The organism is Paenibacillus sp. SER-28, from assembly GCF_052906305.1.
Map to the genome: position 1 here is coordinate 23,411 of NZ_JBRECM010000009.1, position 21,129 is coordinate 44,539.

General features: G+C 40.0%; 20 protein-coding genes and 2 pseudogenes. 19 read left to right on the top strand and 3 right to left on the bottom strand.

Annotation, left to right across the window (positions count from 1 at the left end):
• The first annotated feature begins 20 nt into the window (after positions 1-20).
• The 6 genes and pseudogenes from ACUYLD_RS18975 to ACUYLD_RS19000 all read left to right on the top strand — a co-directional run bounded on the left by ACUYLD_RS18975 (position 21) and on the right by ACUYLD_RS19000 (position 8,462).
• Complete coding sequence (locus ACUYLD_RS18975) at positions 21-959, top strand: ADP-ribosylglycohydrolase family protein (RefSeq protein WP_446675739.1); 939 nt, start codon at positions 21-23, stop codon at positions 957-959.
• 234 nt (positions 960-1,193) lie between these two features.
• A complete protein-coding gene (locus ACUYLD_RS18980; protein WP_446675740.1) occupies positions 1,194-3,581 on the top strand; it encodes a polyprenyl synthetase family protein in 2,388 nt (795 codons plus the stop codon).
• Positions 3,582-3,808: 227 nt separating this feature from the next.
• Positions 3,809-4,348, top strand: coding sequence for a CueP family metal-binding protein (locus tag ACUYLD_RS18985; RefSeq protein ID WP_442434935.1), 540 nt, complete (start codon positions 3,809-3,811; stop codon positions 4,346-4,348).
• Positions 4,349-4,631: 283 nt separating this feature from the next.
• Positions 4,632-6,695 (top strand): methyl-accepting chemotaxis protein, encoded by a 2,064-nt coding sequence (locus tag ACUYLD_RS18990; protein ID WP_446675741.1) that lies wholly within the window; start codon positions 4,632-4,634, stop codon positions 6,693-6,695.
• Between the two features lie 331 nt (positions 6,696-7,026).
• Positions 7,027-7,781 (top strand): annotated as a pseudogene (locus ACUYLD_RS18995) (tyrosine-type recombinase/integrase).
• Between the two features lie 213 nt (positions 7,782-7,994).
• The gene (locus tag ACUYLD_RS19000; RefSeq protein ID WP_061829661.1) at positions 7,995-8,462 is read left to right on the top strand and encodes a GNAT family N-acetyltransferase; all 468 of its coding nucleotides are present in this window, start codon (positions 7,995-7,997) and stop codon (positions 8,460-8,462) included.
• A gap of 292 nt (positions 8,463-8,754) precedes the next feature.
• On the opposite strand, the gene ACUYLD_RS19005 is transcribed toward ACUYLD_RS19000, so the two are convergent.
• Positions 8,755-9,042: a hypothetical protein gene (locus ACUYLD_RS19005; protein ID WP_061829662.1), complete on the bottom strand. Its 288-nt coding sequence runs from the start codon at positions 9,040-9,042 to the stop codon at positions 8,755-8,757.
• Between the two features lie 171 nt (positions 9,043-9,213).
• Between ACUYLD_RS19005 and ACUYLD_RS19010 the strand changes: the two genes are divergently transcribed.
• From ACUYLD_RS19010 to ACUYLD_RS19060, 11 genes are all read left to right on the top strand, one after another.
• Positions 9,214-9,417 (top strand): helix-turn-helix domain-containing protein, encoded by a 204-nt coding sequence (locus tag ACUYLD_RS19010; protein ID WP_010345194.1) that lies wholly within the window; start codon positions 9,214-9,216, stop codon positions 9,415-9,417.
• Positions 9,418-9,617: 200 nt separating this feature from the next.
• Positions 9,618-10,115 (top strand): hypothetical protein, encoded by a 498-nt coding sequence (locus ACUYLD_RS19015; protein WP_061829663.1) that lies wholly within the window; start codon positions 9,618-9,620, stop codon positions 10,113-10,115.
• 222 nt (positions 10,116-10,337) lie between these two features.
• Entirely contained in the window at positions 10,338-11,339 is a 1,002-nt protein-coding gene (locus ACUYLD_RS19020; RefSeq protein WP_446675742.1) for a hypothetical protein, read from the top strand.
• A gap of 382 nt (positions 11,340-11,721) precedes the next feature.
• Entirely contained in the window at positions 11,722-12,657 is a 936-nt protein-coding gene (locus ACUYLD_RS19025) for a hypothetical protein (protein ID WP_446675743.1), read from the top strand.
• A gap of 247 nt (positions 12,658-12,904) precedes the next feature.
• The gene (locus ACUYLD_RS19030) at positions 12,905-13,564 is read left to right on the top strand and encodes a hypothetical protein (RefSeq protein WP_061829666.1); all 660 of its coding nucleotides are present in this window, start codon (positions 12,905-12,907) and stop codon (positions 13,562-13,564) included.
• Between the two features lie 312 nt (positions 13,565-13,876).
• Complete coding sequence (locus tag ACUYLD_RS19035) at positions 13,877-14,353, top strand: GNAT family N-acetyltransferase (RefSeq protein WP_446675744.1); 477 nt, start codon at positions 13,877-13,879, stop codon at positions 14,351-14,353.
• A gap of 337 nt (positions 14,354-14,690) precedes the next feature.
• Entirely contained in the window at positions 14,691-15,122 is a 432-nt protein-coding gene (locus ACUYLD_RS19040; RefSeq protein ID WP_061829668.1) for an NUDIX domain-containing protein, read from the top strand.
• 266 nt (positions 15,123-15,388) lie between these two features.
• Positions 15,389-15,922 carry a YfiT family bacillithiol transferase gene (locus tag ACUYLD_RS19045; protein WP_061829669.1) on the top strand — a complete coding sequence of 178 codons (534 nt, stop codon included), beginning with the start codon at positions 15,389-15,391 and terminating at the stop codon, positions 15,920-15,922.
• A 203-nt stretch (positions 15,923-16,125) separates the two neighbouring features.
• Entirely contained in the window at positions 16,126-16,914 is a 789-nt protein-coding gene (locus ACUYLD_RS19050) for an aminoglycoside adenylyltransferase domain-containing protein (RefSeq protein ID WP_061829670.1), read from the top strand.
• A gap of 198 nt (positions 16,915-17,112) precedes the next feature.
• Positions 17,113-17,601: a hypothetical protein gene (locus ACUYLD_RS19055; RefSeq protein ID WP_061829671.1), complete on the top strand. Its 489-nt coding sequence runs from the start codon at positions 17,113-17,115 to the stop codon at positions 17,599-17,601.
• A 311-nt stretch (positions 17,602-17,912) separates the two neighbouring features.
• Entirely contained in the window at positions 17,913-18,659 is a 747-nt protein-coding gene (locus ACUYLD_RS19060; protein WP_025721319.1) for a class I SAM-dependent methyltransferase, read from the top strand.
• 217 nt (positions 18,660-18,876) lie between these two features.
• Here the strand turns inward: ACUYLD_RS19060 and ACUYLD_RS19065 are convergent, their stop codons facing one another.
• Positions 18,877-19,164 carry a DUF6809 family protein gene (locus ACUYLD_RS19065; RefSeq protein WP_341163552.1) on the bottom strand — a complete coding sequence of 96 codons (288 nt, stop codon included), beginning with the start codon at positions 19,162-19,164 and terminating at the stop codon, positions 18,877-18,879.
• A gap of 153 nt (positions 19,165-19,317) precedes the next feature.
• Here ACUYLD_RS19065 and ACUYLD_RS19070 point away from each other — a divergent pair, with 153 nt between their 5' ends.
• The gene (locus ACUYLD_RS19070; protein WP_069291285.1) at positions 19,318-19,542 is read left to right on the top strand and encodes a helix-turn-helix domain-containing protein; all 225 of its coding nucleotides are present in this window, start codon (positions 19,318-19,320) and stop codon (positions 19,540-19,542) included.
• Positions 19,543-19,647: 105 nt separating this feature from the next.
• Entirely contained in the window at positions 19,648-20,103 is a 456-nt protein-coding gene (locus ACUYLD_RS19075; protein WP_069292004.1) for an NUDIX hydrolase, read from the top strand.
• A 244-nt stretch (positions 20,104-20,347) separates the two neighbouring features.
• Here ACUYLD_RS19075 and ACUYLD_RS19080 read toward each other — a convergent pair.
• Positions 20,348-21,095: pseudogene (locus tag ACUYLD_RS19080) on the bottom strand (SDR family oxidoreductase).
• Positions 21,096-21,129: the final 34 nt, after the last annotated feature.

The following is a 21,129-nucleotide window of genomic DNA, read 5'->3' on the forward strand; positions in this document are numbered from 1 at the left end:
AAAAGGGGCGTAAAACCAAAATGGCACTTATCAAGGATCGTTTTTTGGGATGTCTGGTTGGGCTGGCTGTGGGCGATGCTTTGGGAACCACTGTGGAATTCAGCAGTCCAGGTACATTTGAACCTGTAACGGATATCGTGGGCGGCGGTGTATTTGGGTTAAAGCCGGGCCAGTGGACAGACGATACGTCGATGGCGCTCTGCTTGGCCGAGAGTATGGTACGTAAAGATGGCTTTGATCCGGCAGATCAAATGCGCCGATACACCAATTGGTACCACTTGGGGTATATGAGCAGCACGGGAACGTGTTTTGATATCGGTGGTGCAACGAGAGCAGCACTGCATCGCTTCGAAGCTACCGGAGATCCGTACAGCGGGTCCGTTGACCCCATGACTGCCGGCAATGGCTCTATTATGAGGCTTGCACCTGTGGCTATGGCCTATGCGAACCGTCCGGAAGAGGCGGTGATGTACGCTGAGATGAGCTCGCGAACCACCCATGGAGCAGTCGAAAGTGTGGAGGCTTGTGCTGTGCTTGCTTCAATCCTTGTGGCAGGTCTGCGAGGAGCGGACAAAGAATCCATGTTATCGGCGGAGGTCTGTTATAAGTGGCGGCAGGACGAGCCCGCTTATTCGGCAGCCATTGAAGAAATAATTCGGGGATCTTACCGGCATAAGGAGCCACCCGAAATACAAGGAACCGGGTATGTCATTCGTTCCCTTGAGGCTGCGTTGTGGGCATTCCACCATTCGAATTCATTTGAAGAGGGGGCACTGCTGGCAGTGAATCTGGGGGATGATGCCGATACGACCGGGGCGGTGTACGGGCAAATTGCAGGAGCTTATTACGGAATAAGTGGTATCCCGAGTCGTTGGCGCGAGAAGCTGGCGATGAAGGAGACGATAAATGAACTGACTGAGGCTTTATGGCAGAAGGTTGAGAAGGACCAAACACTCTAAGGAGATATCTATAAAATCAAGCTGGGCTGCTATTCTTATGAAGCAGAGCCCAGCTTTTTTTGTTCACTATATTTCATGACGATTCACCTCTTGGGATTACTTCTTATATCGCCTCGACCCCATTAAATTTCGTAACCTCACAGATTTTTTTCCGTATAAAGATAAAAACATGATCCGAATTCGTTCCCTTAGGGAGAAATGCAACCATGTTTAACAAAATGAGAAGTAGAGGTAATGCATCATATGAATGAAAAATTACAAGCCAATACAGGATATCAGCTGGCTGAGCGGAAGGCGATTCAGTATTTTGCATTACTGTATGATCAGGTCATAGACAAATCTTATGTGACTACCCTGACAGAAGACATTCAAAAGTGGAAAAAAAATCATCTTCAACATTCCTCATGGTTATCCTTTTTTTCACGGAGAAAAAGAAAACCTGATACTCGGGACTATAATAGATACATTCAATGGCTGAATTATACAGGCAAATTGGATGATTATCTGGACCGAAGTGTCTCCTATATTTATATGAGGGACCTAGGCAAAGCTCTGAATTCTCCTGATACACATACCCGGATTCAGCGTGTCATTGCAGACGTAAAAAAACACTTGATCCAATCCACCCGTGCAAACGGGGGAGACCAACCGGAATTTATGAATTTGGCAGGGGTGTATCGATGGGCCCAGAGGGAAGGTATAGAGACCGCGATAATTTGGGTGATCAACAAACTTAGGTCCGTATCCTCCCATATTCCCAAGGAGATGGATGCCGAGCAAGCCCAGCGCAAACTGATTAAGATCATTGTCGGGGTTATTCTGCATGTGATGGAAGAAATGGACGATACAGTGTCGCCTATGGAACGTGCTCGCAGACTTGATGAAGCCATCAGGCTTGGGTACTCCTATGGTCTAACCTATCCTTTCATTGATGATCTTCTCGATTCCCAGGTTTTGACCGCTCAAGAGAAAGTACAATACTCTCGTATGATACGTACCGCACTTCTCACTGGATCTGTGCCTGAGTTGGGCAATTGGACTGGAAATCATATGAAGTTGATTCAATACATACATTCGGAGCTCTCGGATGCATTTGAGTATATTAAGGAACATCAGCGACCGGACACACAGCAAACCTTTTTCGAGCAGGCCTATGTCTTTTTTCATTCTCAAGATATTGACCGTGTTAAGGATCTGACGCGAGCTACTTATACCAATGAAGAGCTTTATATACCCGTTATTTTGAAGTCTTCTTCGTCCCGCTTGATTGTACGTTCCGTGATTAGTGCTCCTGCGGATGAGGGTTTTGAGCAACGAACATTCTTTTATGGTATCTATAACCAGCTTGCTGATGATTTTGCGGATATGGTTGACGATATGAGAGACGGTGCGGTAACACCTTATACCTACTATTTAAAATTTCATCATCAGAGACCGGATTTGATCAATCCCTTTGAATTATACTGGGCGGTTATTTCCTATTTGATCCATAACGTATATGACTCCGATGCCATGGCTCGTGAGGTGATACTGGATCGGGCAATGAATGGACTCAAACGTTATAAAGAACGTGTAGGTATAGAAAAGTATAATGAAACGATGGAGATCTTTGCATCCGGAAATCCGGAATTTAATAATCTCATTCAGAAGATGGTACAAAAAGCGGATGATGTAGATTTCTTAGATAAGCTGCTTCGGGACCAGATGATTACCCATCTGAAAAACGATGCGAGGGAAAAGGAAGACTTTTTCAATACGGTCAAAATGGTCCGTGAGCAGATTAACAACCAATTGAAAATTACCAAGCCTCAAGGGATTCCGGCCATGAAAGAACAGCTTATTGAGGCTGCAAATTATAGTCTTGAAGGGGACGGGAAGCGGATACGGCCTGTATTGACTTGGGTCATGGGCGTGAATGAATATGGATTAGATGCATCGGCAATCGTGCCACTTCTGAGATCACTGGAGTATATGCATACCGCCTCCCTGATCTTTGATGATCTTCCTTCCCAGGATAATGCGTCTACCCGTAGAGGGCGTCAGACCTTGCATCAGGTGCACAATAGCGCTACCGCGGAATTAACCGGTCTGTATCTGATCCAGAAGGCGATTGGGGAACAATCGTCCCTTGACCAGTTCAATGCTGAAACGGTGCTTGCTTTGATACAGTACTCGGCCCAGAAAGCAGAAGATATGTGTATGGGGCAGGCGATGGATCTGGATTCCAAAGGAAAGGCACTGACCTTGGAGCAGCTGAATATGGTGTGCTTTTACAAAACCGGAGTGGCGTTTGAGGCTTGTCTGGTTATGCCAGCCATGCTTGCACAGGTCAAGGAGCCGGAAATTGCTGCTTTGAAGAAATTCGCCTATCATATGGGGATTGCTTTTCAGATTAAAGATGATTTGCTTGATGTGGAAGGAGATATGCTCTTACTTGGAAAACCTGTTGGCCAAGATTCTGATAACAACAATTCGAATTTCGTGTCCATCCTTGGTCTAGAAGGTGCCAGTAAAGAGATGTGGGAACACTATTGTCTCGCTATGGAAGCATTAGAAGAGATCCCACGCAATATTGCTTTTCTGAAGCACTTAATACATTATGTCGTGAACCGGGACCGTTAAAAAACGAATGTACCCCATTGCTCCACAAGAGTAATGGGGTGTTTTTACGTTGAGACAGAAGAACTACTCATGTTCCTTCGTTCATCGGTAATCCTCTAATGTTATACAAATATGACTGAATCACAGCACAGATATGTGAATATCTAGTGACTTCAGCACCCCATTTTGCTCATTATGGTGCATTCTCCCTTATAATAATACAAAACAGACGAGGAGATGAACTCCAGATGAAAAAAGGAATCTTGGTCGCTTCAGGGTTGGTTGTTGCCGCATTGGGGACGTACCTAATTGCAGGGAATATTCAGAGAGAAGGGACGGACAACCCGGGGAAGACAAATATTAAGCAATTGGTGCATGATATCAGTGCAGGCAAGGCAACAGCCCAGTCCGCTTCCATTAATTCCAGTCAGTTGATTGTCACAGAGGACGATACTCAGACCATGAATTATGATTTGCCTGACAACGAGTTTTTTGTTTCGATTGCGCCATATGTGGAACAGACCCACCCTTGTGCAACTCATAGTCTAACGGGCTGCCAAGGCGAAATAAAAAACGGAGCGTTCAATGTGACCGTTCACGACTCCGAAGGGAATGTCATCATGGAGAATGCCGCCATGAAATCACAATCCAATGGTTTTATTGATCTATGGCTACCGAGGGATAAAACATACCGTATTAGCGTGAATCATGAAGGTAAAACGGCTGAAACTGAATTCTCTACATATGAAAAAAACGATACGTGTATCACAACGATGCAGTTGGGTTAACGACGGAGTATGAGGGTTGAGCTTACGGATCGCTGAAACGCTCTAAATCCGCAAAACTCTGCGTTCTCATATATAGCTTTTAGTAAGAGCCTACGTCTGACGGAGGCTCTTTGTGCTGCCCTAATCTTTTGCTGGAGTTAACGAACAGGTTAGGAGGGAATCTATGAGGAATCAGATAGCAAAACTTTAAATTGTGTATACTAAAAACCTATTAAAATAGCTGCAAACTTCCGACATATTATCTAAGAGCTTTTCGCTCAATATTCCTCGGGGAGATGGCAGCATGTCACAAAATATAAAAAAGCGGGTAATCAGATCATCCAGCATCGCGAACACATTAGCCATGGTCTTGTTAATCATTATCGTTGTCGTCTTTGCAACCTTGGGGACGTTCATGTATGCTAGCACGCAAAGCATGCTTGTCAAGCAGCAAGAGGCCATGCTCCAGACCAAGACGCAGGCCACCGTCAGTCAATTTGATGCGTTATTTAAGGAAAAGGGCTCACTTGTCAAACAAATGGCAACAAATAATCTTTTTCGGCAGTATATAGAGACCACCGAATCAGCTGAAACGGTAAAAACTTCCCCACACGCTGCGGAAACCGAAGCGACTCTGGCAGCGATTGTAAAGGCAGAGCCATCATTTGCTGATGCTTGGATTGCGGGAATAGCTGGTAAAGGCTTCTTTCTACAAAATGATGGTGCTGTTTCCAAGCCGGATTTCGATATCAATACACGCCCATACTTCAAGCCAGCTGTTGAAGCAGACGGTTTATACTACTCAGAACCCTATAAGGACGTCAATACGGGGAATGTGGTCATGGGCATTTTCTATCCGATCAAGGATAGCGGTAACCAATTAATCGGATTTGCTGCTGTCGATATTGCTTTCAAAGACATCCCTGCTGTTATGCAAAGCTATTCGCTTGGAAGCACAGGCTATTCAATTCTTGCGTCCAAAACAGGTGATATTTTGTATCACCCTGATCAAAATAAAGTGCTGAAAGAAAAGATTAACGAAAGCACAGGTGATCTTGGCGAGATCGGTAAGAAAATGATTGCTGGTGAGTCTGGAGTACAGTTGATTAATGATAATGGCGAGCGTCGTTACATTGGGTATGCAACCAGTAAAGATACGGGGTGGTCCGTAGGCTTAACCATTTCTGAACAAGAGGCTCTCTCAGAACTAAGAACCTTTACCTGGATTACGATTGGCGGTTTTGCTGCAGCTACCATCCTGCTGGTTATAATTTGTTATATAACGCTCCGCTATCTGTTGAGATCAATCCCGAAATTGCTTGCCAAAATCAAGCTGATTGAAAATGGGGATTTGACCGTTCCGTTTGATACGCATTCCAACAACGAAATCGGGCAAATTTCTCAAGGAATTTACAATATGGTTCAAAAAATTCAAGGCATGCTCCAAATGGTGGGCGGCTCAGCTCAAGTCTTGAATCAGTCTTCAAATGATTTGCAATCCATTTCTTCCAGAACCGCGATCACGATGAACGATACGGCGACAGCAATTAATGAGATTGCCAATGCAACGAACTACCAATCCATGGAAACGGATAACATTTTACAAAAAACCGGAGCATTATCCGGCCAAATTGACGAAATTGCCAATGATGCCAAAGCCATCGAAACGATGGTGCAGATCTCTGCTGAGCAAAGCGGACAGGGGCTTGCTGTAGTAGATCAGTTATCCAGATGGGCGGAAGAAAATCACAATTCCACACAAGCGATGTCGTCTATTATTCAGGATATTGATCTGAGCCGTCATGAGATTTCAAGCATCGTGGATACGGTCAACCAAATTGCAACGCAGACCAACCTGCTGGCGCTTAATGCTTCCATTGAAGCTGCACGTGCAGGAGAACAGGGCAAAGGGTTTGCTGTTGTTGCCGGAGAGGTTCGCAAGCTGGCTGAGCAGACTGCACTGGCGACACAGGAAATCTACAAGAAGGTACGTGTGATTGAAGAAAAAACCAGCGTATCGGTTGAGCATACGGTTCACGGTCTGAAAATTGCAGAAGAAAATGCGAGATCGGTGGAGGACACGAAGCAAGTATTCTTTAGCATTAACAAGGATTTGGAAGATTTGAAATTGCGAATGATTCAGATCAGCACCAACACCTCCAAAGTCCACAAGCACAAAGATGAGATTTTGCAGGCGTTGGAGATCATCTCTTCTACCACCGAAGAGAATTCAGCTTCAACCGAAGAGGTCAGCGCCAGCACGCAGGAACAATTGGAGAGCTTCGAACAAGTTGCTGAACTATCCAAACAATTAAACCAATTGTCCAATAAGCTTCAAGACGAATTAAAACAGTTTAAGGTTGAGTAACATGGTAGGTGGCGGCGATGCTATGGTATGATGTGACGGAGGAACTGGACAAGTAAAGGTAAAACATTTTATGATAATGGGAATTGGACTTAATGGATCAATAATTCACTCTGAAAGAATCAGGGACTTAAGATGAATATCCATCTTAAGTCCCTTTTTTTGTGTAAAATTGGATTTCCAATTTTTTGAACGGCTGATATACTAAGGAGGCAAGTGAGATGAAGATAAACCTACTTTATCGGGATGAAAAAACGATTGGCGGGACGCGTAGGCTGATGCGGTTCCCTTTTCTTCGGAACGAGGTGAATGGAACCCGGATCAGCGGCAAGAAATGCGCGATGTATTGGTGGCAAGGGGCTACAGCAGCAAGACGATTAAAGCATACATATCGCAAACGGAACGCTTTTTTGCCGGATTGCAAGGGACCGAAGAAAGCATAAATGATGCGACGGTGCAAAAATATGCGTTGGCGCTGCTCGAAAAAGGCCTTTCGCACGCTTATGTTAACCAAGCGATCAGCGCGCTGAAATTTTACTTTCGCCATGTGCTAAAGCAGCCCAAATCCGCCGTCTATGTTCGTCCGAAAAAGGAGAGTAAACTACCAGATGTGCTGTCCCTGAATGAGGTTATGCGTCTGTTGAAAGCAGTGAAAAATCCAAAGCATAAGGCTATTCTGTACCTGACGTATACATCCGGGCTGCGGGTAAGCGAAGTGGTGAGGTTGCGTCTTGAAGACTGCGACCGTGAACGGAAAGTACTGAAAGTTCGTCAGGGAAAGGGCAGGAAGGATCGGCAAACGCTGCTATCCGAAGCGGCTTTTACGGTGGTCGAGCAGTATATAGGGGGGAGCGGCCAGAAGACTGGCTGTTTCCAGGGCAGAGGGAAGGCCGCCACCTGACGGAACGTTCAGCGCAGAAAGTGTTTGAAAAAGCGCTGGCTGAAGCGGACATTCGCAAACAGGTGAGTATCCATTCGCTAAGGCATTCCTTTGCGACCCACTTGCTGGAGAATGGGATTGATCTTCGCTATATTCAGGAACTGCTAGGGCATCAGAGTGTGCGAACGACGAGCGGTATACACATGTGAGCAGGCGGGACATTGGGCGGATTCAAAGTCCGTTGGATCGGAAGAGCGGGCAGGAGGATTGAAACGCAGAAAGTGCGGAAATCAGGAACAAAGTGCAGGATTCACGAAGTTCGTGAATATGACGAAGAGAACATTTTTTCTGAAGTTCGTAAATAAGACGTTAATACGAAACCACCCAAACATTTAATTCTATTCTAATAAGAGGTGAGATTATTGAATACTAATTTATTGATTCGGGATTTTATTGACGATGATTCCGGAATGGTATCAAGCATTATCAGAGAAAATTTAATAAACGTAAACATCAAAGATTATCCAGAAAAGATAATAAAGAATATGAGTAGAATCTTCACCTCAGAATATATATCTTCGATATCAAAAATCAGAAAAGTATATGTTGTAGTTGAAGGTAATAAGATAATCGGTACTGCAAGCCTTGATCAAGATACCATTTACACAGTCTTTATTGATATTCACCACCACAATAAGGGAATTGGTAGAGTTCTGATTGATTTTATTGAACGAATAGCTCTTGATTCCGGGACTACATCACTTAAGCTTCCTAGTAGCATTACGGCACAAGGATTTTATGAGAAGCTTGGATACCATGCATTAGAAATAATAGAGTCTGAAGATTTTGGTAGAGATATAATAATGACAAAGAATTTAATCAAGGAATAAGGTCTCGAAGAACGATTTTAAGAGATATCAAATAAGGATAGTGTTTTGATTTTAGGATTTTGAAAGTAAATTCGGTGAATTAAGTGACTTTGTATAACAACGTATTCCCGCTGTGAATGACTACGCCGAACCTTGGTCTGCCCGAGGTTTTCCAGTGAAGTGGAGTCAGGCAGACAACTCTGCGAGGCTAAGTGGCGGAGCCACCCGGTCCTGACGGACCTTAAGCCTCTCGGGTTCAGGAATACAACAACGTTATACGACAGAATCCAAATGAAAAAGAGCCAGAAGGCTCTCAATTTAAAGATATATGTAATTCGTTATGCAGGTGAAGAGCGTCCTTAAAACCTTGCAAATAAATTTCACGTTCTAAAATAGCTTGAACAGAAAGCTCAGCATCATCGTAAAGAAATAGGGTCTTCTGTATATTCTCCGGTACTCCTTCATGTAACTGCTTGAAGTAGAGATTCCGTTCGGATGAGAACTGGTTATAGCTGGGATTGTTTTTGATAAGCTTGCCATATAAAGATTCAATTCGAGTCTGAATCAGTGAATCAAGTAAGACTTCTAAAGAATTATGCATTTTGAACACCATCCAATGTATTTGATTTTATGAATAAAAGTTCAACTTATTAAATATAATTTTATCATGTCAAATAATTAAGTCAATACATGTTGAAGATGTTTTTGATAAAGAAAATATACTTTCATATAATTAAAGAAAAATTCACTTGATGTGTGAAAGGAATATCAGATGATTAGTTATAAGCCTTTTCAAAAATTATTGATCGACAGGGAGATTAAGAAGCAGGATTTATTGAAAATGACGGGTATTTCGTCTGCTACAATGGCGAAACTCAATACAAACGAATATGTATCGTTAGAAGTGATTGATAAATTATGTGCGGCTTTAGGTTGTCAGCCAGGAGATTTATTGGAACATATAGCAGAACAATGACAGATTAGAATCAAGAATGAATGTTGGTTAATCGTAGAAGATTCCATCGTATAACATAATATTCAAGCAGCGGCTCCTTTGGAGCCTTGGTCTGCGGGAAGGATTTCGGAGAGGCATTTCAGCAGACAACCCCTACGGGGTTCATGAATACAGAAACGTTATGTGAAATCAGCTTAAATAAGAGAGAAAGAGTGAGATAGATGATTCAAAGCAGATATTTATTTGTATCTCGTGCAGGCAAAGTTATAAAGATCGCCCGACCTAAAGATCATAAGCATAAATCTGTTCCTCAATTAGCAGGTGAGGAAGTACTTGAAGTGATCTTATATTACAGGAATAAAGACAGGAAGCCGCATAAACTACTTATGGTGGAATTTGATAGATTCCATTTAGATTCGGACGGAAATTATAAACAGACAGAAGAAGATAGAAAAAGAGCTATTCATAATTTTCTTTCTTTTGGGATGGCTGATTTGCATGAAGGAATAGAAGTAGAAGATAAGCCACTACCTATACCTGTTGCGCCGATAATTCCGACGACTGCTGAGAAAAAATCATTATACGATTACATAAATGAGAAACTACCCAGTTTTTCAGATGATGCTCCTTATGTAGTGGAAAGTAAAATTAAAGCTGCTAAAGAGAAATATGAAGAGTTTAAAAGCATGGCAAAGAAATCAAACAAGCTGTCTAAGTAGTTCGAAGAAGAAGCAGACATCACATAACATAATATTCACGCTGCGGACATTCGTCCTTGGCCCGGCATGCGCCGGACACCCAGCATATGCTGGGTCGTGAATACAGGAACGTTAGGTGAAACTCTTGAAAAACTATAAAAATGAGAAGATGGCTGGTATAAAAGCTGTGAGATTTGTTAGATAGATTTTAGAAGACCAAAACGTTATATAAGGAGACAGGTAATGAAAGAAGAACTTACATATATACAAAGTGGGAAATACAATTATTTGGATAGAACTAATATCACCAATATGGTTTATTTGTGCTCATGTTCTGCACTTTCATTTCATAAAAGTCTTATTGGTTTATCAGAATTAAGGGCACTTGAATCAGTTAAAGATGTAGAGAGTGCTGGGGGATTAAGAATTAGTAGGGCAGTTTTGACTTACTACTCGGTGTATCATTTATTTATTTCGTTAATGTTATTAGATGAGCGTTTTAACTTAAAAGTTCCCAAAAGGTTATGCTCGAACGGTATTGTAAATCTTGAAGTCAATTTTAATGATTTATCAGATCCCTCCGAATTACCAAATGTATGGAATGAGTTTAAATTACTTGAACAAGACCTTTCAACACTTATAACACATACTGACGTTAAAGAATATTGTGATTGTTTAAGAGAAGAAAGTGAAAAATTGGATGAGGTATTTAGAATACTTTATAACAACTTTATATTTGCTGATGAAAATAAACCAAATGAAAGTATTAAAGGGCTTTATGAAAAGCTTTGTTATGTAAGAGACAGAACTATATACCGACCTTCTAATGTAATTGATGTAGAGGGTGGATATATTCAAACTTCGAAGTATGTCAGAAAAGAAATAGATGAGTTACCTGATTCGGCATATATATTCGACGCAATCAGGAAAATTTACAGAGAAATATTAATAAAATCCAATATCAAAGGGAGGAGTATGTATAAATCGTTCTATTCCCTGCTTTGGGTTAGTCATGTTTTCGAAACGGTAGAAGAAGTCAAAAAACTCGGTATTACTGATAGCGAAATAGATAAATTGAGATTTATGAAGTCCTTCAATGCAGATGAACTGAGCTTTAGTAGTTATATTTCACAATTGATTGAATTAGTAAACCCAAACCGTCTATTTAGTGATTTGGAAGATTTTTGGAATGAATTAATTAGAATGTCCATGGAACATTATGGGACGTCAGAATGGCATTATTAGAACCGCACTCGCTCGAGTCCGTGTTGTTAAAGAGCGTTAGGAGAAATTGTTGAAGGTTTTTATAGAAACGATCAAAAAACAAATAAAAGGCTATTCTCCGCAAGCTAACTGAAGTTATCATCGGATTTGAATCAAGGTACTTGTGAATTTTGTCAAAGAAAGAATAAAAAGACTTACGAAGAACTGGTAAATTTATTCGAAGATGCCGTTAGCATCGCCTAACATAGTATTCAAGCAGCGGCTCCTTTGGAGCCTTGGTTTGCGAGAAAGGATTTCAGGGAAGCATTTCAGGGAAGCATTTCAGCAGACAACCCTTCGGGGTTCATGAATACAGGAATGTTAGGCGAAACTCTCAAAAATATTAACTGAAAGAGTGAATTACATGGAAGTTATTGATAACTATCTACAGAATGTATTGTTCCCACGATTTGAACAATATGAAATGAATAAAGACAACATTGAAAGAGTAGGACTTGATATAAAGACCCGGCTCTTGTCTTTATTTAATAACTGGAATAATTGTGATAATAGAAGAGCGTTGTTAGTTACGAGTGTTGAGGAAGCACATTATTATCAGCCTCCTGAAGACATAGAAATTCGATGTCTTGTTGTATTGACTATTAGAAATAGTCTAATAGAGGATCTTGCGAGCACTAATGAAGCCGCAAAGTTAATGGGGCTGCAGAAGACAATTATTCCTGAACGAGATATCAGAAAGTTTACCTCTGATGCAATAAAGTATTTCTGTTGTATTGATATTAGTACAGTCTCAAAAAGTGTTATTATTGATAATGATGTTTACGGTAAGCTAATGTCTTCATATCCACTAGCATGGGGCATTATAAAAGAATTAGGAAAAATCGTTTTTCAAAATAAGAAATATTCGATTATTGATGACAAGACTAACAAAAGCATAGTTAAGAATTCGAAACAGAAATCTGATAATTTATTAAGAAATGACCAATATTTTAAGGAGAATACAGTAGTCTTGAGTGGTATGGATCCTAATATTGACCCTTATTTGTCAAATGTGCTTAAAGCAATAAGCGAAGGTTATCCAATCTTCTTTACTGATTCTTTTAAAACAATAACAAGGAATCCTGAAAAATTGTTAAAGATAATTGATTATGTTCTAGCGAATAATGCAAGTATTGTAACATGTAATTTTTATATTAGTAGAGACTATGTGAGCGCTAGAAGTGAGCTTCAAAGACCGATGCATAGTGAGAGTGAGACAATTGAAAAACTAAAGAACAAAAACGGTTTATCAAAAACACATTTGAAGGCACTGAATTATATAATTAACAATATAAATTGAAGGTATTTCGAAGAAGTCGAGAGCATCGCCTAACATCGCATTCAACGCTGCGGGCCGAGACAAGCTCGACCCATGGTCCAGAAGGGGCATTTCAGGGAGGTCAATTCACCGGACACATTCAACCAGCTAAGTGGCAGAGCCACCCCGACCTACGGTCCTTAAGCTGCTTGAACGTCGTGAATGCGGGAACGTTAATTGAAATTCCGGCAAGTTCATGATTGAAGGAAATATCAAAGGAGGAATTAATTTGCCTTGGCCTATGGTACACTTTGCAATCTCAGAAAACCTTTCTATTAATGACCCCTCACCCAATTTTTTATTAGGCAGTATTGCTCCGGATGCGATTCATATGAGAGGGAAGGTATCCAGGGAAGAAAAAGGTGTGACTCATCTCGTACATAACGATAAATTACCAGCCAAGGAATTGATCATGGAGAAGTGCAAGGAATATTTACTGAAGCAAGCGGGGCCAGAATGGAAGGACTTTGTTATAGGTTACTTTTCACATATTTATACAGATTTAAGGTGGACAGATACCGTCTATTTCGATTTTGAGAAAAACTACAAAGGCGAAAAGAATGATATTAGAAAGACATATAACCTTGAAGTTAGCCAAGTAGAATTTGATCTCTTAAGATCAATGGAAAGTACTGAAAAACTGTTTACAAAACTCTTAAAAGCCAAGGGCTATACAATAAATCCTTACATTACGCAGCTTGAAGTCAATCAGTATAGGGATAGTAAGGTGAGATGGCTGCAAGATCTAAAGAATGAACCTCATATAGCACCTATCTATTTTAAAGCAGAAATTATTAAGATCTTTATTAGTGAAACATCAAGGGAATTGAAAGAACTATTTAAAGACCAGAGTATTGATTATTTCGAAGGAGGCCGCAACATCAGTTAACATCGTATATACGCTGCGGCCTGACGGCCTTGGTCTGCAAGAGGGATTTCGAGGAAGCCTATTCACCAGACAACCCTGCACCACCTAACCGCATCGCGGCCGGACCTACGGTCCTTAAGGTGGTGAGGGTTCGTAGATACACAAACGTTATCTGAAAGATCGGCCCCAAAAACTTTGAAAGTAATTCGTTTGCAACGTCCTGTTGCCTGATGTACAAAATTATTTAGAGGATTTTCTTTTTGTACAACTCAAACATGTTTTGTAGAAAAATAGGAACAAGGAATTCAAATTTAAATGAATAGGGGTTAATAAATGATAAAGATTCGAAATATGTCAGAAAAGGAATTTGAACAATTTAAAGAGTGGTCTGTTAATGACTATGCAAAAGATTTAATCAAATCTAAAATGAGTAGCGATAAAGATGCTTATAAATGTGCTGAAAAAGAATTCGATGAACTACTTCCGATGGGTTTATCAACAAAAAATAATTTCTTATATGTAATGATAAATCATAGTTTAGAAAAAATTGGTTTTATTTGGTATGAAAAAGAGAATACATCAGGATTCATTTGTGATTTTTTGGTTATGCAAAATTACAGAAATAAGGGATATGGATTTAAAACTATGAAATTGATTGAGAAGAATGCCAAAGATAAAGGAATTAGAAAACTCAGACTTAGTGTATTTAAATTCAATGAACCAGCCTACAATCTATATAATAAACTAAAATATAAAGTAGTTGAGGACAATGATGGAAATGTGATAATGGAAAAAATACTTGAGAACTAATATATGGGAAAATTCAAACGACCCTTGTGTACTGAATCAGTAAATGATCGGTGGGTAAATCGGAAATTAGATAAATATCATGTGGGCCGAGGTCCTGTCTCTATTTGAAGAAGTGGGACCGGTCAATCAGATAACAAAGTATTCACGCTGTGGGTCGGCTGCGCCGCCCCTTGGTTGCCCGAAGTCATTGAAGCAATTTCACTATGTAGATAATTCAGTGGCAAAGAAGTGAATCTATGCGACAACCCAGCACTACCTTAAGGCAGTGCTGGGTTCGTGAATACAGAAACGTTATACGCAACCCTTGCTAGAGTAAATAAAAGGAAAGAGGTACAAAATGAAGCGATCCCATGATGCCTCAGGAATTATCATTATTGATGAGCATAATAGAGTGCTATTGGTTCATCAAACATATGGAAAGAAACAATGGTCTGTACCAGGCGGAGTAGTAGAAGAAGGGGAATCAGTATGGGATGGTGCAAGAAGAGAACTGAAGGAAGAAGTCAATATTGAAGTCAATGAAATGGATTTATCAGGTATCTATTTTATGTCTCATCGGAATGGATACATTTATACTTTTAAGTCAGATGGATATGTTGGTCGCATAGAAGTTGATAATAAAGAAATAGATGAATATGGATTTTTTGATATTGATAATTTACCAAGACCGATTTCAAATTTTACAGTAGAAAGATTGATAGATGCAGTAACGAACAATAAAACCGTATTTAAAGATCAACACATTGATAATTACCTCGTAATAGAATGAATAAAGAACAATATGATAGTCACTTAAGAGGGCAAGGGCAGCGTATAACACCATATTCAAGCTTCGGTCCATCCGGCCCTCGGTCCGGCAGAAGTACGATGTTATTCGCAGAGGCATCTCAGTAGCGGGGAAGCATATTCGGCCCGACACATCCGGACCACCTAACCGCATCGCGGCCGCCCTTCGGGGTTAAGGTGGTGGGACGTCGTGAATACAAGAACGTTACGCGTAATTACTACAATTCTAAAGAAGAAAGGAGAAATACAATGGATCAAATCAAATATCCGATTGGTCAATTTCAACCCAAAAACAATCTTTCAAATGATGAAATAATAAATCTTATTAAACAAATTCCTGAACTAATTAAGCGATTAAATACATTGCTGAGTGGTCTCGAACAATACCAATTGGAGACTCCGTATCGGCCGAATGGTTGGACAGTAAGGCAGGTCATACATCACTTAGCTGATAATGATATGAATGCGTACCTAAGATTTAAAAGAGGATTAACTGAAAATAATCCATTAGCAAATACATATAGAGAAGATCTGTGGGGAGAATTAATTGATTACAAGAAGTTGCCCGTAGAGAATTCGCTATCACTTATTGAAGTATTGCATCATCGCTTTTTGGTGTTGCTGAATGAACTTAGTATAGAAGACTATAAACGGACTATACAGACTGAAGTATTAGGAATAATTACATTAGAGACAGCTATACAAAGATTTATTTGGCACAACAAACACCATGCATCCCAAATCGAAAACCTAATAAGAAGAGAGAAATGGAAAGACATATAAGAAAGAGGGTAATTGTAAGGAGTTCAAAGATGGCAGTAACAACGCATAACATAATATTCAAGCTGCGGCTCCTTTGGAGCCTGGGTCTGTGAGAAGGGTTTCGGAGAGGAATTTCAGCAGACAACCCCTTTAGGGTTCATGAATACAGAAACGTTATAAGAAAATGGCGCAAAACGTTAAAAAACCAAAGGAGAGATGACACATTGAAGAAACACTTTAAAGATGAAAAACTTCAAGAAACTCTTCGTATTTTCATTCAGGATATACGAGCTATATTCGGGGATAAATTAACTAGTGTTTACATATATGGTTCATCGTTACATAACGATTTGAGTCCTGGTTATGGAGATTTGGATTTTTTAGCTTTGCTTTCTGAGAATATTACTATGGAAGAGATCACGAGATTGAATGAACAGAGGGTCATATATAGAAATGTATTGGTAGATCTATATACCGATATGTTGGAAGGTGCATTTTTACCATATAAGTTGATTTTCGGCGAACAGGGACGAGCATTGTGGTGGGGAACGAGAGGAGAACGGATGTGGGAGAAGAATCAACTCGATACATTCACAATGTATTCAATTAAGAAACAAGGACTTTTAATATACGGAGATTTACAGGAACATATTTTTCCTGAGATCACAAAGGAAGAAATAAAAGGATTTCTTATAGAATTTTCTCTATGTATGAAGGAACATGGCAAGGGTGGAAGTTTACATTCAATAGATTGGTTGCTATTAGCTGCAAAATTCATAGGTTGGTTACGTGAGGAAATAATATTTTCAAAAAGCCAAGCTGCTGATTGGGGACTAAGACATATTACCTCTGATTGGAAGGAACATTTATTGAAATGTAAGGAATTGAGAAAGGAACCTATGGAAGCAGACTCTCAAGAATACACCGAGTGGTTGAATAAATTAGACTCAGTAATAATTGAAGCATCAAAGGATCTAGATAGAGAAATCGAAGAAGGCGCCAACATCTTATAACATTGCATTCAACGCAGCGGGTCGAGACAAGCTCGACCCTTGGTCCGGGAGAGGGATTTCGGAGGAGCTGATTCACCGGACACATTTACCGGCTAAGTGGCAGAGCCACCCGGCACTACGTGCCTTAAGCCGCTTGAACGTCGTGAATGCGAGAACGTTATCTGCAATTTCTCAAATACATTTAGGGAGGGAGAAGTAATGAAAAATCATGATGATGAAAAATCTGCCTTAGAAGAAGCTGCCGTTAGCATCTTTGTAGATTTATATAATTTAAATCGCGAAGATCACTTAGAAGTAATAGAGAGACGTGAGCGTCCAGATTATATCTTAAAGAGCATAAAAGATGGATTAGTAGGTCTAGAAGTAACTCACCTATTCTACGATGCCGCCGAAGCTAAAATGTTATTTGGAAGATCGGCTGAGGAAATGCATGGATTAGAAAATTCAGCAAGCTATATGCAGGTTCTTAATGAACTACTGAAACAGAAGGAAAAAAAGATAGAGAAGTATGATGCTGCATATCCAATAGCGCTTTTAATTAGGAACGCTTCTCCTATATTCGGAATGAGTGATTTTCTTAGAAATAAAAATGCAATATACAAGCCAGAAAAATACACTCATATTTGGTTTGTTTCAAAAGACGGAAATGATAATGAATGGTCGTTAAAAGACTTGCTTACTGTTTAGTCAAAGAAGAGAGAAACAGCAGATAACATAATATTCATGCATCGGACATTCGTCCTCGGTCCGGCAGTCGCCGGACATCCAGCATGCGCTGGGTCATGAATACAAGAACGTTATCTGAAATCAGCTAAATCATAGACACTTAAGTAATGAGGTGAACACCTTTGGATGGACACCAGATAATGTTACAACTAATTTTATTCTTTCATTTATTGCTGCTTACTTTATTTCAGATAAATTAACTAAACCTAATAAATGACTAATAGGTAAACACCTGAGCAGCGAACAAAATTTATATTAGAGGAGGTCACAGGATGAACAAGCATAGTGTTTATGAAACAAACAGCTTCTATTGGGATACAAAAGGAAATGATTTTTTAGGAGCAATCGTACTTCCTTTTTATGGAGCATTTGTCTCAGAAGAAAAATGCCAACTTTTTGGCGATGTCTCAGGAAAAAAGATGTTAGAGATAGGCTGTGGAAATGGTCAATCCTTGCAATATCAGGGGGATCGAAAAGCATCTGAATTATGGGGGATGGATATATCAGAAAAACAAATTGAGAAGGCAAAACAACATTTGACGGCGTGTGGTCTTTCGGCAAAATTGATCTGTTCTCCCATGGAAGAAGAATGTGACATACCTGTAGATTATTTTGACTTTGTTTATTCGATTTACACCATAGGCTGGACAACCGACCTAGAAGGCACTTTTTGTCGAATTGCTTCTTATTTAAAAAAAGACTGCGTTTTTATTTTCAGTTGGTCTCATCCTATACACAAATGTGTTGTTGAAGAAAATAATAGATTTGCTTTTAACAAGTGTTATTTCGATGAATCTTGGTATTCGGTATCTCCTGATTTTTGTCAAGGCGCGCTAACCTTATCTGACCGTAAACTATCAACCTATATAAATGCGTTGGCGAAAGCAGGGTTTGTTATTGAACAAATGATTGAAGAAACCGAGAATGAAATCATACAATTGCACGATGAAAATAATGATTTCGTAAAAAGAGCGAAGATGTTTCCTGTAACCTTCGTTATCAAAGCAAGAAAACTTTAAAATTACTGAAGAAGCCCAAAATAAGTGAGTTAGTGGCTCTAAGGAGGGCTGACATCAGATAACATTATATTCACGCATCGGGCATACGCCCTCGGTCCGGCAGGAGGATTTCGGGGAAGCGGGGACAGCCGGACACACCCAGCATTCGCTGGGCGTCGTGAATACGGGAACGTTAAACGACAGAATCAAACAACAGAAAAGAGGATCATATGATCCTCTAGATGTTAGAATTTTTCAATTCGCTAAAGAGTTGTAGAGCGTCTTTGAAACCTTGTATGTAGATGCTTCTTTCTAAGATGGATTGGAGAGAAATTTGAGCATCTTCGTACAGAAAAACCGTATGTTGAAGTTGATCGGGTAACGCTTCACTAAGTGTTCTAAAGTATCGATCTGTCTCCGAAGAAAGCTGATTGTACTCCGTATGGTACTCCAGAAGCTCAGCAAAGAGTAATTCTAAACGTATTCTTATAAGTGGCTCTGTCAATGATTCTAATGTATTAATCATATATTTTTCCTCCATCAATTAACTCTATAGAGTTATTATATAACCTTATAAAGTTAATTACAAGGTGGATATTTAACTTTGTAGAGTTAAATCTTTGCTTTTCGTTGATGATTACTGATATGGGAGATAAGATAGAATTATGGAGGGGAAAAGATGACCGTAATCAAGTGCAATATAAGGGAACTCATGGCAGAACATCGAATAGATGATATAACAGAATTGATGGCGAAATCTGGATTGAGTCGGAATTCAATTAATAAGCTATATAGGGAAACGAATATAGAAACAACAAAGCTGGAGACTTTATTCAAGCTTTGCGATACATTTAACTGTAAATTATCTGATTTGATTGAATATCTACCTGGAGATAATCAATAGTGAGGGCAGATTCAAGAAGTGAATCCGTCGTATAACGTCAAATTCTAGCATTGGCTCCTAACGGAGCCTTGGTCTGTTGGAGGATCTCAAAGGGGCGTGAAGATATTGAATTACATAAGAGAATTAAGAGAGTTAGTAGGTACCCGACCTATAATTATGGCAGGAGCATGTGTGATTCTCATAGATGATGAGGGACGATTATTATTGCAACAGAGAACTGACAATGGTCTATGGGGATTACCAGGAGGTTCAATGGAGCCTGGTGAGAATATGAAGGAGGTTGCAAGCCGGGAACTTTTTGAAGAGGTAGGCTTAGAAGCTGAAGAGTTAGAATTACTTGATATATTTTCAGGCCCGGAACTTTACTATCGATATCCTCATGGAGATGAAGTATATAACGTAGTTGCAGCTTATATATGTAAAGAATACAGTGGAATAATGAAAGGTGATGAAGCTGAAGTACAAGATATACGATTTTTTGATTTAAACAAGATACCTAATCAAATAAGTCCTCCCGACCTACCGATAATAACAAGATTTTTAAATGAAGTAAGATCATGAAAACATTTTTTTAGTAAATCGAGGATGTCCCTGACATCACCTAACAAAGGGCTGTTTGAACTTCAGGAATACCCAAACGCTATGTGAAATCAACTAAATTATTTAAGAGGTTAAACATGGGTGTGACCGCTAGGCGTGTTTTCTTACTTCACGAGCAAGTTGCAATAAAATGAACATGAAGTAGACGGAGCTGAGTGTCTACTTCATGTTCGCTTAAATTTTTGCAAATTGAGTCACAGGTGGATCAATGAATCTTTGGAGGTTCAGAGTTCATCGTATCGTTAAGCTGGGTCACAAAAACACCTTCGTTCGGGCCAGGGGTATTTCGAAACATTTTCGCTTCTTCCACCAGAACTTCGTCTGTATCCCTGCCAAGTATCTTTATTGTTGCATCAATGAATGAATCAAGTAGCATCGCACGCGGTTCATCGTTGTTGCTTTGAACCCATGGGGGCACAATTTCTATTACTTTGACCGATGTGTCTTTAAGCATGTACCTTTGGGACAGCGTATAGGTATGAAGTGCTGCCTTCGTCGCGGAGTATACAGCAGTTGTCGCTAACGGTACAAATCCAAGTATTGAAGTCGTGTTGATGACAACCGCTTCCTCTTTGGACTTCAAATGCTCGATGAATGCAGAAGTCAACCGAATGGGACCTAGCAAGTTTGTAGTGACAGTCGAAATCAAAACATCCTCATCGATCATGCCCGCCGCGCGTCGGACTGTATGATGCCGGCGTTGTTAATCAAGACATTAACATCCGGGTATTCTTTGATTAACTGCTTGGCGGCCGCCTTTATGCTGGCAGGATCTTGTACATTCAATTCCACTGCGGACATGCCGGGATTCGCTTTAATCGTCTCCTCCAGACGCTCTTTACGTCGACCGGGGATAATAACCTTGTTTCCAAGATTGTGGAGAGCTTCTGCTAACGCACGTCCAATCCCCGAACCGCCGCCTGTAATAAAAATGTGTTTCCTGTAAGTTTCAATTTTTAAACCCTCCTAATTCATTGTAAATTAAAT